The 12,682-nt window shown below is 66.4% G+C and carries 11 protein-coding genes; all 11 read right to left on the reverse strand.

Annotated elements, in window-relative coordinates; translation table 11 throughout:
• Nucleotides 1-9: 9 nt before the first annotated feature.
• The 11 genes from folC to leuB all read right to left on the reverse strand — a co-directional run bounded on the left by folC (nt 10) and on the right by leuB (nt 12,664).
• Complete coding sequence (folC, locus tag TK49_RS13530; RefSeq protein WP_045787166.1) at nt 10-1,308, reverse strand: bifunctional tetrahydrofolate synthase/dihydrofolate synthase; 1,299 nt, start codon at nt 1,306-1,308, stop codon at nt 10-12.
• 83 nt (nt 1,309-1,391) lie between these two features.
• Complete coding sequence (gene accD, locus TK49_RS13535; RefSeq protein ID WP_045787167.1) at nt 1,392-2,264, reverse strand: acetyl-CoA carboxylase, carboxyltransferase subunit beta; 873 nt, start codon at nt 2,262-2,264, stop codon at nt 1,392-1,394.
• A gap of 42 nt (nt 2,265-2,306) precedes the next feature.
• Nucleotides 2,307-3,104: a tryptophan synthase subunit alpha gene (trpA, locus tag TK49_RS13540; protein ID WP_045787168.1), complete on the reverse strand. Its 798-nt coding sequence runs from the start codon at nt 3,102-3,104 to the stop codon at nt 2,307-2,309.
• A gap of 15 nt (nt 3,105-3,119) precedes the next feature.
• Nucleotides 3,120-3,938, reverse strand: a complete 819-nt coding sequence (locus tag TK49_RS13545; protein WP_045787169.1) for a DNA-methyltransferase — start codon at nt 3,936-3,938, stop codon at nt 3,120-3,122.
• Nucleotides 3,939-3,960: 22 nt separating this feature from the next.
• Entirely contained in the window at nt 3,961-5,154 is a 1,194-nt protein-coding gene (gene trpB / locus TK49_RS13550; protein WP_045787170.1) for a tryptophan synthase subunit beta, read from the reverse strand.
• Nucleotides 5,155-5,250: 96 nt separating this feature from the next.
• Complete coding sequence (locus TK49_RS13555; protein WP_045787171.1) at nt 5,251-5,943, reverse strand: phosphoribosylanthranilate isomerase; 693 nt, start codon at nt 5,941-5,943, stop codon at nt 5,251-5,253.
• 7 nt (nt 5,944-5,950) lie between these two features.
• Nucleotides 5,951-6,775: a tRNA pseudouridine(38-40) synthase TruA gene (gene truA, locus TK49_RS13560; RefSeq protein ID WP_045787172.1), complete on the reverse strand. Its 825-nt coding sequence runs from the start codon at nt 6,773-6,775 to the stop codon at nt 5,951-5,953.
• A gap of 82 nt (nt 6,776-6,857) precedes the next feature.
• A complete protein-coding gene (gene tapV, locus TK49_RS23745; protein WP_052698611.1) occupies nt 6,858-9,749 on the reverse strand; it encodes a FimV/HubP family polar landmark-like protein TapV in 2,892 nt (963 codons plus the stop codon).
• A gap of 402 nt (nt 9,750-10,151) precedes the next feature.
• Nucleotides 10,152-11,255: an aspartate-semialdehyde dehydrogenase gene (gene asd / locus TK49_RS13570; RefSeq protein WP_045787173.1), complete on the reverse strand. Its 1,104-nt coding sequence runs from the start codon at nt 11,253-11,255 to the stop codon at nt 10,152-10,154.
• An 81-nt stretch (nt 11,256-11,336) separates the two neighbouring features.
• On the reverse strand, nt 11,337-11,513 hold the full coding sequence (locus TK49_RS24570) for a hypothetical protein (RefSeq protein WP_157774004.1): 177 nt from the start codon (nt 11,511-11,513) through the stop codon (nt 11,337-11,339).
• An 80-nt stretch (nt 11,514-11,593) separates the two neighbouring features.
• Nucleotides 11,594-12,664, reverse strand: coding sequence for a 3-isopropylmalate dehydrogenase (leuB, locus tag TK49_RS13575; RefSeq protein WP_045787174.1), 1,071 nt, complete (start codon nt 12,662-12,664; stop codon nt 11,594-11,596).
• Between the last annotated feature and the right edge of the window lie 18 nt (nt 12,665-12,682).

A 12,682-nucleotide genomic window follows, 5' to 3' on the forward strand; every position in this document is an offset into this window, starting at 1 on the left:
CACCCGGGTTTAGTGCGCGCGACTCTTGCGCTCCGCCAGCACGCCGGCAACGGTGTAGAACGATCCGAAGACCACGATTCTATCATCCTCGGTTGCGCGCTCCATGGCGTTGCGATAGGCCGTGGCGGGATCGCTGAACGTGCTGACGCTCGTATCCTTGCCGGCACGGAAGCCGGCGTCGGCCAGGGCCGCAGCTAGGCTTTGGGCGGACGCCGCACGGGGGGGCGGCAGGTCGGTCAGGCACCAATGGTCGACCTTGTCCAGCATGTGGCCCAGCACACCGGCGATGTCCTTGTCCTGCATTGCACCAAACACCGCGTAGGTGTAGCGGAAGAACCCCATGTTTTCGAGATTCTGGCCAAGCGCCGCGGCGGCATGCGGATTGTGCGCGACGTCGAGAATCACGGCGGGGCGGCCCGGCAGCACCTGGAACCGGCCGGGCAGCGCCACTTGCGACAGCCCCAGGCGCACGTCCTGCGCCGAGATCGGCAGCCGGTCACGTACCGATTCGAGCGCAGCCAGCGCGGCCGACGCGTTCAGAAGCTGATTCGCCCCGCGTAGCGCCGGGTACCCCAGGCTTGACCACCGCCGGCCTCGGGCGCTGAAGCCCCATTGTTGCTTGTCGCCCTGGAAGTTGAAGTCGCGGCCGATCAGCCAGAGGTCTGCGGCAACGGCCTCGGCGTGCTTGACCAGCGAAATCGGCGGCACCGGATCAGAGCAGATGGCCGGCTTGCCCGGGCGGAAAATTCCCGCCTTCTCGAAACCGATCGCCTCGCGCGTATCGCCCAGATAGGCCATGTGGTCCAGGTCGACGCTGGTGACGACGGCGCAATCGGTGTCGATGATGTTGACCGCGTCGAGCCGGCCGCCGAGCCCCACCTCCAGAATCACCGCATCCAGCCCCGCATTGGCGAACAGATGCATGATCGCCAGCGTGGTGAATTCGAAGTACGTCAGGCTGACAGGTGTCTCGAAACTGCAGCGCGCGCGCTCCACCGCCTCGAAATGCGGCACCAGCATTGCGTCGGTGGCGATTTCGCCGTTCACGCGGGCGCGCTCGTTGAAGTCGATGAGGTGCGGCGACGTGTGGCACCCGACCTTGTAGCCCGCCGCCAGCAGGATCGACTCGAGCATCGCGCAGGTCGAGCCCTTGCCGTTGGTACCGCCCACGGTGAAGACGACGGACTTGAGCTGCAGTCCAAGTGCGTCGCGCACGCGGCTGATGCGAGCCAGGCCCATGTCGATGCCGACCGGGTGCGCCGTTTCGAGATGGGCAAGCCAGTCAGACAGAGTGTCGAAAGTCTGCATGCGATGAATGCGCGCGGAACCGGCCGCGCAAAAACAAGAAGCGCGGACTCATCGCCCGCGCTTCGATGAACGGATGTCGCGCATCAGGCCAGCGCGTCGGCTGGTTGCTTCTGCAGGAGGGCCAGGAGTTCGGCGATCTCACGGCGCATGTTACGGCGGTCGACGATCATGTCGATGGCGCCCTTCTGCAGCAGGAACTCGGCGCGCTGGAAGCCTTCCGGCAGCTTCTCGCGCACGGTCTGCTCGATCACGCGCGGGCCGGCAAAGCCGATGAGCGCCTTCGGCTCGGCGATCACCACGTCGCCCATGAAGGCGAAGCTGGCGGACACACCGCCCATGGTCGGATCGGTGAGCACGCTGATGAACGGCAGCTTGGCCTCGGCCAGCTTCTGGATCATCGCCGTGGTCTTGGCCATCTGCATCAGCGACAGCAGGCTTTCCTGCATACGCGCGCCGCCCGTGGCCGACACGCAGATGAACGGCACCTTCTGCTCCAGCGCCGTCTGCGCGCCGCGCGTGAAGCGCTCGCCCACCACGGAACCCATCGAGCCGCCCATGAATTCGAACTCGAAGCAGGCCACGACCACCGGCAGCGCATGGATGGCGCCGCCCATCACGACCATGGCGTCGGTTTCGCCGGTATCGTCCATGGCCGCCTTGATGCGGTCGGGGTACTTCTTGGTGTCCTTGAACTTCAGCGCGTCGACCGGCAGGATCTCCTGGCCGAGTTCGTACCGGCCCTCTGCGTCGAGCAACGCATCCAGCCGCGCGCGCGCGCCGATGCGCATGTGGTGATCGCACTTCGGGCAGACGTGCAGGTTGGCTTCGACGTCAGTGCGGTACAGCACCGACTCGCAAGCGGGGCATTTGATCCAGAGGCCTTCCGGGATGCCCTTGCGCTGCGACGGATCGGTCTGTTGGATCTTGGGCGGAAGCAGTTTGTCCAGCCAGCTCATGCGTGCTCCTTGAATACGGGGTCGCGAAGATCGGGGCCGCGGTCAAGCATCGAGGGCCTGCCGGATCTCTGCGATGAAATCAGTCAGACATTGTACCGCTTGTTCGCGCGGAGCCTCTTCCAGCAATTGCACAATGCGGGATCCGATGACCACCGCGTCGGCCACACCGCCGATCGCGCGTGCCGTTGCCGCATCGCGGATGCCGAAGCCGACACCCACCGGCAGGCGCGCGTGCTGGCGGATCTGCGGAATGCGCGCGGCCACGGCGTCCAGATCGATGGTGGCAGCGCCGGTCACGCCCTTGAGCGACACGTAGTAGATGTAGCCGCTCGCCACCCGGGCGATCTGCGCAATGCGTGCCTCGGTGGAGGTGGGCGCCAGCAGGAAGATCGGGTCGATGCCGGCATCGCGCATGGTCTTGGCAAAGCCCTCGCACTCCTCGGGCGGGTAGTCGACCACGAGCACCCCGTCGACACCGGCTTCCGATGCCGCCTTGGCGAACGCGTCTGCGCCCATGCGCTCGATCGGATTGGCGTAGCCCATCAGCACCACGGGCGTCGTCGCGTCGGTGGCGCGGAACGCACGTACGTATTCGAGCACGGTGCGCAGGCCGATCTTCCTGGCCAATGCGCGCTCGGACGCACGCTGGATCACCGGGCCGTCGGCCATCGGGTCGGAGAACGGCACCCCCAGTTCGATGACATTGGCGCCGCCCTTGACCAGCGCATGCATCAGGTCGACGGTCATCTCCGGGTACGGGTCGCCCGCCGTGATGAACGGAATCAGGCCCTTGCGGCCCTGCGCGGACAACTGCGTGAAGGTTTGAGCAATGCGGGACATGGCAGGATCAGTGGGTCAGGCAACCTTGACGGTGTCGGGCGCCTGCGAATCAGTCGGTTGGGCGTTGGCGGCAGCAGCATGCACCGCGGCGACGCGGTGGCGCGCCACACGGCAGTACTCGGCGTTGATCTCGAAGCCGGCAAAGCGGCGGCCGAGGCGCGCGCACGCCGCGGCCGTCGTGCCGCTGCCCAGGAAAGGGTCGAGCACCAGACCGCCGGGCGGGCAGCTTGCCAGGATCATGCGCTCGACCAGTTCCAGCGGCTTCTGCGTGGGGTGCTCCGCGCGCTCCGGGTCCTGCCGATGCAGGCGCGACACGCTCCACACGTCTTTCGGGTTGTAGCCGACCTCCAGCCACTTCTTGCCCTCGAAACGCTTGCGGCTGCGCGCCTTCTTGGTTTCGGCGTCGTACGGGATGCGCACGGCGTCGACATCGAAGTAGTAATCGCGCGAAGCGACAAAGAAGCCGATGTTGTCATGCACCGACGAGAACTTGCGCGTGCTGCCGCCCATGCTTGGCACGCGGCGGTCCCAGATGATCTCGTTGATCATCGTGAGGCGCCGCTTGAGCATCACGAACAGTTCCGGCGCGTATTGCCACGTGCAGAACAGGTAGAGCGATCCGTTGCGCGCCAGCTTCGGCAAGACCGCGTCGATCCAGCGCTCGGACCAGGCGAGGTACGCATCGCCCGACAGCTTGTCGGAATCGTTGCCGTAGTCCTTGCCCAGCCCGTACGGCGGATCGGCGATGACGAGGTCCACACTGCCGTCAGCCAGGTGCCGGACCCCGGCAATGCAGTCCTCGTTGAAGATGCCGTCGATGGCGCGCTCGGTCATGCGGGTGCCAATGCGTTCAGGTTCAGAGCTTGATGCCGGAGAGCTCGGCGACGGTGTGCATGTCCTTGTCGCCGCGGCCCGAGAGGTTGACCAGAAGGATCTTGTCCTTCGGCAGCGTCGGCGCCAGCTTGCAGGCATACGCGAGCGCATGGCTCGATTCCAGCGCCGGGATGATGCCCTCCATGCGGCACAGGTCGTGGAAGGCCTGCAACGCTTCCTTGTCGGTGACGGGGACGTACTCGGCGCGGCCCGCATCCTTCAGCCAGGCGTGCTCGGGGCCGACACCGGGGTAGTCCAGACCCGCCGAAATGGAATGCGTCTCGATGATCTGGCCGTCGTCATCCTGCAGCAGGTAGGTGCGATTGCCGTGCAGCACGCCCGGCGACCCGCCCGTGAGCGATGCCGCGTGGCGGCCCGTCTCGATGCCCTCGCCCGCCGCCTCCACGCCGATCAGCTTCACGCCGGCGTGGTCGATGTACGGATAGAAGATTCCCATGGCGTTGGAGCCGCCGCCCACGCAGGCGATCACGGCGTCCGGCTGGCGGCCCGTCATCTCGGGCATCTGCACCTTGCACTCCTCGCCGATGACGGCCTGGAAGTCGCGCACCATCATCGGATACGGGTGCGGGCCCGCCACCGTGCCGATGATGTAGAAGGTGTCGGCCACGTTGGTCACCCAGTCGCGCATCGCTTCGTTCAGCGCGTCCTTGAGCGTGCGCGAGCCCGATTCCACTGGCACCACGGTCGCACCCAGTAGCTTCATGCGGTAGACGTTGGCGGCCTGGCGGCGCACGTCTTCGCTGCCCATGTAGACGACGCATTCCATGCCGTAGCGCGCGGCAATCGTGGCGGTGGCAACACCGTGCTGGCCGGCGCCCGTTTCCGCAATCACGCGCGGCTTGCCCATGCGCCGTGCCAGCAGCGCCTGGCCGATGACGTTGTTCACCTTGTGCGCGCCGGTGTGGTTCAGGTCTTCGCGCTTGAGGTAGATCTGCGCGCCGCCGCAGTGCTCGGTCAGGCGGCGCGCGTGATAGATCGGCGACGGACGGCCGACGAAATGCTTCAGCTCGTACTCGTATTCCTTGATGAACTCGGGATCGTGCTGGTAACGCGCATAGGCGTCGCGCAGTTCATCGAGCGCGTGGGACAGCGTTTCCGCAACGAAGGTGCCGCCGTAGGGGCCGAAATGGCCGTGGGCGTCGGGCAGGTTGTACATGGCAATCTCTCGAGGCGTCCGCCGCAGCCACCAAACAAGGGCGCATCGGCGGAAGAATTCAGGAAGCGCGAACCGCGAGAGACCGGCCGACCTGGCTCAGGCCTGCGCCGACGCGCCCAGGGCAGCATCGGCCTCGCGGACCGCACGCACGAATGCAGTCATGCGGGCGTGGTCCTTCACGCCCCGTGCGGCCTCGATTCCGCTGCTGACATCGACAGCGTAGGGCCGCACGCGCTCAATCGCGCCAGCGACGTTTTGCGCGCTCAACCCACCACTCAAAACGAGCCGAGGAGCGGCGCTTGGCAGTGCGGAGTGCGAGAGCCATTGCGGGGGAATCAGGGTCCAGTCGAAGACGTGGCCGCCACCGCCGTACCCCTCGACAAATGCGTCGAGCAGCAGGCCTTGGGCAGCGGCAAACCGATCGGCGAATTCTACCAAATCAGCCCCTGGCTGAACACGCAGGGCGCGCAGCCAGGGCAGCCCGACCTTGCCCGCAATCTCGGCACATTGCTCGGGCGTTTCGTCGCCGTGGAACTGGAGCAGCGTGAGCGGCACCTGGTCGAGCACGCGGGCCACGTCGTCCGCGCTGGCGTTGACGAACAGGCCGGTGACGGTCACGAACGGCCCGGCACGGCGGGCCAGTTCAGCCGCGCGGTCGGTGGCGACGTAGCGCGGGCTGGGCGGATAGAACACCAGCCCGATGGCGTCGGCACCGAGCGCAAGGGCGTGGTCGACGTCGGCCGGCTGGGTGAGGCCACACAGTTTGATGCGGGTTCGGTGGAGAGACATGGCGGATTCAGAGCCCGGCGTGCTCGTCGAACACGCCGCGGAACAGGCTGGCCGATGCCGGGGACGCCGGCAGCTGGAACGCATCAGGATAGCCCACCTCGGCCAGGTACAGCCCGTCCGGCATGAACGTCGGGGCTGCCGCCACACGGCTGCGGGCTGCAAGCACATCGGCCATCCACGATGCCGGCTGGCGGCCGCGCCCGATCGCCACCAGGCAGCCCATGATGTTGCGCACCATGTGGTGCAGGAAGGCGCTGCCGCGAATGCGCACGAACACCCATTCGCCCTCACCGCGCACTTCCGCCGAATACATCGTCTTGACGGGCGATTTGGCCTGGCATTCCGCCGCGCGGAAGGATGAAAAATCGTGCTCGCCGACCAGCACCTGCGCGGCTTCGTTCATCGCGGCCACATTGAGTGACTGCCCAGGCGGCAATGTCACATAGCCGGCTTTGCCGTCGAGCAGCGGCGCACGCGTCGGCCCGAACGTGAGCGCGTAGTAATACGTGCGGCGATGCGCGGAGAAGCGCGCATGGAAATCGTCCGGCATCGGCTGCGCCCAGCGCACGGCAACGGTCGGCGGGAGGAAGGCGTTCGTGCCGCGCACCCACGAGAACGGGTCGCGCACGAGGTCGGTGTCGAGATGCACCACCTGCCCCAGTGCATGCACGCCGGCATCGGTGCGGCCGGCCACGGTCGTCTGCAAAGGCACGCCCGCAAATTGGCGCAAGGCGGCTTCGAGCACGTCCTGCACGGTGTTGCCGTGCGGTTGCGACTGCCAACCCGAGAACGCGGCACCGTCGTACTGGATGCCGAGCGCGATGCGCGTCATGCCCTGTGAATCCTCATGCGGAAAGAAAAACGCCGGCAGGATACCACCCTGCCGGCGCCGTCGATGGCGTACAGGCGGTGCGTCAGCCGATCTGGCGCATCAGGGCCTGGGCCTCGGCGTGGAACGACGGATCGCCCAGGTCCAGCACTTCCTGCAGCAGTTCACGTGCGCCTTCCTTATCACCGATCTCGATGTAGGCCTTGGCCAGGTCGAACTTGATCTGCAGATCGCGCACGCCGTCGGTACCGCCTTCGCCGGACAGGGTATGCGGCAGGTTGGTGTCGAGGCGGATCGCCGATTGCGGTTCGTCGTTGGCCACGTCTGCGGGCTGGGCGTGATGCGGCTCGGCTTCGAAATGCATCGGCGCCTGCGACAGATCGGTCGGCTGCGCCCAGCTCGGCAGGCCAGTGTCAGCGGATGCGGCGGGAGCGGCGGCTTCCTCAGCCGGCGGCGTCGGGTTCAGATCGAGCGAGAGGTCCGACAGATCCATGTGCAGCGGCGGCGTTGCGACGGGCTGATAGGCCTCGCCGGCATGCGCGTTGAACTGCGGCAGATCGGCTTCGGGCTCGGCATGCGTCTTGAAGATGTCCGAGGCCTCGGCGGGCGCGGTGATGGGCTCACCAGCCGCGGGGGCCGGGAACGAGTCCAGCGGCAGCTCCAGGTCCGCCAGCTGCGGCGCCTTGGTCGACGGAGCCGACGGGTCCAGATCCGGCGACAATGTCGTCCAGTCGTCGCCGCGGCGGGTAGTCTGTCCGGTCACCGTCGGGCTGAACGCTTCGGCGGCAACCGCGGCACCCACGCCGGCCAGCGCGGCAGCGCCCGCTACGGCCGCACCGCTGTGGATGGGCGCCGGCTGGGCTTCTGCGGCGGGATGCTGCCCGTCGCCCTGCACCGTGAGGTACAGCGGGTTGGCCGGGTCGAACTTGCGACCCATCGCAGCCGCCTCCGCCCACTCCGGCGAGCCGGCACCGACCTGCGCCAGCATCTCTTCGGCAATGGTCTGGAAGCCATGTGCGTCCTGGCGATTGGCGTAGATCTCCATCAGCTTCAGGCGGATGGCCTGGCGGTCAGGATGCTGCTCCAGCGCCTCACGCAGGATCTCCTCGGCCTGCACATCGCGGCCGTAGGCGATATAGACGTCGGCCTCGGCAATCGGGTCGACTTCATTGCTCTCGTTGCCGCCGCCGATCCGGAAATCCGCGCCGAACACGCTGTGCTGCGACGTGTCGACGCTCTGGCCGCCGGCTGCACCGAACAGCGAATTGGCGCCGGCCATGACCGTGCTTTCCTGCGACAGCAGGCTGTCCTGGAAGCCGTGTGCCTGGTCGGGCTTCTGCTGGCGGCGGCGATACACCACCAGGCCACCCAGCAGCGCGATCACGAGTCCGCCCAGGCCCAGTGCCATCGGGTTGCCCAGGAGGGTCGAGAAGAACGATTCTTCCTCAACGGGCGGCGGCGCAACGACCACCGGTGCCTTCTTCGGTGCGGCGGCAGGCGCGGACGCAGCTGCTGCCGGTGCGCTTGCAGCAGCGGTCGGCGCGGACGCGGCCGCAACCGGCGCCGAGGCTGCCGCCGGTGCCGAAGCCGCCGCCGTTACGGACGAAGCGGCCGGCGTGTCGGCCTGCGCTGCCGCGGCCGGCTGCTCCTGCGCCGGCGTGGATGCTGCAGCTGCCGTAGCCGGCGCAGGCGCATTGCCTGCCGTCACCGCAGGGGCCGCCACGGACGGCGCCGCTGCGGCCGGCTTGGCGGCATTGGCGGCCGCCTTGGCCAGCTCGGCGTTCTTCAACTCCACCAGGCGTTGCATGTCGGCGAGATTCTTCTCCAACTGTGCAACGCGCGATTCCATTTCCTTGAGCGCACGCTCCTTGGCGACGAGTTCCTCGTCGCGGGCCGCGGCAGCGCCCGCCTTGCCTGAACGCTCTGCCTTCGACAGGCGCAGCTCGTCGCGCCCGCTGGCTGCAGGCGTGGCTTGATCCTGCACGCGAGCCGACACGCTGCCGCTCTGCTGGCGGGCCGAATCGGTATCCGTGGCGGCGTTGGCCTCGGCAGCCGTGGCCAGCCGGTTACGGTAACCGGCAAAGCCCGACGTGCGGGCAACGACCTCGCGGCGCGCTTCACGCGGCGAAACCTTCTGGGCTTCGGCCTGCGACGGCACCTTCAGCACCGAACCGGTACGCAGCCGGTTGATATTGCCGCCGATGAACGCGTTCGGATTGTTGCGATACAGTGCGAGCAACATCTGGTCGAGCGACACGGCGTCCTGGCCCTGGGCCGCTGTCGACGCAATGTCGTACAGGCTGTCGCCCCGCTGCACGGTGTACGCGCCGCCGGGCGCAGCGTCTGGGGCCGTGGCGGCGGGTGCGCCCTGCTGCGGACGTGCGGCCTGGCGAGCCGGGCGGTTCTGACGTGCCGGAGCCGCCGTGGATGCGGCAGGCGCCGCTGCCTGCGGCGGGGTCGCCGGGGCCGGCTCTGCCGCGCCGGGTGTCGTGGCCTGCACGACAGGCGTCGGCGCAAAATTCTGGGTGCTATTGCTGGAGCCCGCCGGATCGAGCAGGAAGGTGTAGGCGCGCGACACGTGGCCGCTTGCCCAGTTCAGATCCACCAGCACGTCAACAAACGGCTCCGCCACAGGCTGCGTCGAACGCAGGCGCACGACGTAATTGCCATCTGGCAGGCGCACGAGCGACGCGCGCAGCGACGAGACGATTGGGTTGTATGTCAGGCCGGCCCGGGCATAGGCGTCAGGAGCAGCCAACTTGGCGACCAGGTTTTGCGCCTCTTCGGGCGTCACACCGGTCAGATCGATTTCTGCCTGCAGCGGCTGCCCGAGGCTGGAACGCACATGCAGCGCACCAAAGCCCGCCGCCTGCGCCGTCGGTTGGATCAGCAGCAGGGTCGCGGCGGCAAATGCGACGGCCGACCAACGCGGACTGCGATGGGACGATTCTCTCCGGCGGTATTGGCTCACCCTCACCTTCGACTCCGTTATTTTGTAATGTGCAAACGAACTTAACATCAACGAGTTAGCGCAGCAAGTTCACCCAACAGGTGAAATGCGTGGATAAGAATCGCCGTCAATTTTTGTTCAATCGACAGGATTGGCACGATTCTGAAGCACCCGACGTACCCCCCGGAATGCGTGTGCTCCGATGCGGCGCCAACCCCTCCCCCGGCCTCGTCCACCCCACACACGGGGGGGACGGCTGTCTTGCCGCAATGCTGGCCGCTATTGTGTACCAACGTTACAAGCAGTGGGCATCCAGATGGCACAACGCCGCGCAGGCCGCGCGGCGTTGGAGGAAAAAACGCACATTCTGTTGTCAGGCCGCAACGACACATGCCGCAGCCTGGTCTGGCAATAAAAGTAAAGGGCCGATCACTTGCCCAGCAGGATGCGCAAGGTACGGCGCAGCGGTTCAGCCGCCCCCCACAGGAGCTGGTCGCCGATCACGAAAGCGCTCACGTACTCCGGTCCCATGTTCAGCTTGCGCACACGGCCCACACCGACCTGCAGGCCGCCCGTGATGGAAGCCGGCGTCAGTTCCTTTTCGGTGATGCTGCGGTCGTTCGGCACCCACTTCACCCAGGGGTTGCCCGAGCGGATGATCTGTTCGATCTCTTCGAGCGGCAGATCGCGCTTGAGCTTGAGTGTCAGCCCCAGGCTGTGGCAGCGCATTGCGCCGATGCGCACGCAGAGGCCGTCTACAGGAATGGTCTGCGCCGTGCCCAGGATCTTGTTGACCTCGGCCTGGCCCTTCCACTCTTCCTTCGACTGGCCGTTGTCGAGCTGCTTGTCGATCCACGGGATCAGGCCACCGGCCAGCGGCGCCGGGAAGAACTCCGTCGGCACGTCTTCGCGAATCGTCTTGGCAACCTTGCGGTCGATATCGAGAATGGCGGACGCCGGGTTGGCCAGCTCATCAGCCACGGCGCCGTGGATCACGCCCATGCCCTTGAGCAGCTCGCGCATGTGGTTTGCACCCCCGCCCGAGGCTGCTTGGTAGGTCATCGAGCTGACCCATTCGACCAGCCCTTCGCGGAACAGGCCGCCCACGCCCATCAGCAGGATGGAGTTGGTGCAGTTGCCGCCGATGAAGTTCTTGGTGCCAGCCGCCACCGCGTTCTTGATGAGCGACAGGTTGACCGGGTCCAGCACGATCACGGCGTCGTCTTCCATGCGCAGCGTCGAGGCGGCGTCGATCCAGTAGCCGTTCCAGCCGGCAGCGCGCAGCTTCGGGAAGACTTCGGTCGTGTAGTCGCCGCCCTGGCACGTAATGATCGTGTCGCAGGCCTTCAGTGCTTCGATGTCGTTGGCGTCTGCCAGGGGCGCACTCGTCCTGGCGAATGCAGGCGCCTTGCCGCCGGCATTACTGGTGCTGAAGAACACCGTGTCGATCAGGTCGAAATCCTTCTCTTCCTGCATGCGCTGCATCAGCACGCTGCCGACCATGCCGCGCCAACCGACGAGACCTACCTTCATGATTGTGAACCTCTAGTGATTTTCCCCGCCTCGGTCGCCCGGCGTGACCGCGCGGGGAAGGCGAACGGGCACGACGGACGATCAGAAGATCGTTTTTTTGGTAATGATTTTGGTGGTCGTGCGAATCTCGACAGGCGTCATGCGAGCGCGCGCGGCGGTGCCCTTGGCGGCGATAGCCAGGGTGGCCAGAATGCCCAGTACGAGGACGGGAAGCGCGATCGAGATCATCTGCAAAAATATACACGATTTGGCGGCCACACAATGCACTGCAACATGTGTCCACCGAAAAAACGACGATTGCGGGACCAGATGTGACGGCACCGCAACGCGCGTTTCATTTACAGGGCTGCGACCACCGCGTCGCCCATCTCCACCGTACCGACCTGCTTGCAGCCCGGCGTCAGGATGTCGCCCGTGCGATAGCCCTGGGCGAGCACCTTCTTGACGGCGTTTTCGATGCGATCGGCCTGCTCGGCCTTGTTCAGCGAATAGCGCAGCATCATCGCGGCGGACAGGATCGTCGCCAGCGGGTTGGCGATCCCCTTGCCTGCGATGTCCGGCGCAGAACCGTGCGACGGCTCATACAAGCCTTTGTTGTTCGCATCGAGCGACGCCGACGGCAGCATGCCAATCGAGCCCGTCAGCATGGCCGCCTCGTCAGAGAGGATGTCGCCGAACATGTTGCCGGTGACGATCACGTCGAAGTTCTTCGGCGCCTTGACGAGCTGCATGGCCGCGTTGTCGACGTACATGTGCGACAGCTCGACCTCGGGGTACTCCTTGTGCACGTCGGTGACGATGTCCTTCCAGAACTGGAACGTCTCGAGCACGTTGGCCTTATCGACGGAGCACAGCTTCTTGCCACGCTTGGCGGCAGCCTGGAAGGCGACGTGCGCGATGCGGCGGATTTCCGGCTCGGCGTAGCGCATGGTGTCGAAGCCTTCGCGCGCGCCGGCGAACAGGCCGTCCGGCGCGGCCCGCACGCCGCGCGGCTGGCCGAAGTAGATGTCGCCATTCAGCTCCCGCACGATCAGGATGTCGAGGCCGGCCACGATCTCGGGCTTCAGGCTCGAGGCACCGGTCAGCTCCGGATAGCAGATGGCCGGGCGGAAGTTGGCGAACAGCTGCAGATGCTTGCGCAGGCCAAGGATCGCCTGCTCCGGGCGCAGCTCGCGCGGCAGCGTGTCGTACTTCCAGTCGCCCACGGCGCCGAACAGGATGGCATCGGCCTCCTTGGCCAGCTTGAGCGTGTCTTCGGGCAGCGGGTGGCCCTGGGCCTCGTAGCCCGCACCGCCTACCGGGGCGGTTTCCATCTCGAACGACTCGCCCAGCGCCTTGAGCACCTTCACTGCCTCGGCGACGATTTCCTTGCCAATGCCGTCACCCGGCAACACTGCAATCTTGGTCATGCGTATTTCCTTGTTGTT

Source organism: Ralstonia mannitolilytica, from assembly GCF_000954135.1.
Taxonomy (GTDB): domain Bacteria; phylum Pseudomonadota; class Gammaproteobacteria; order Burkholderiales; family Burkholderiaceae; genus Ralstonia; species Ralstonia mannitolilytica.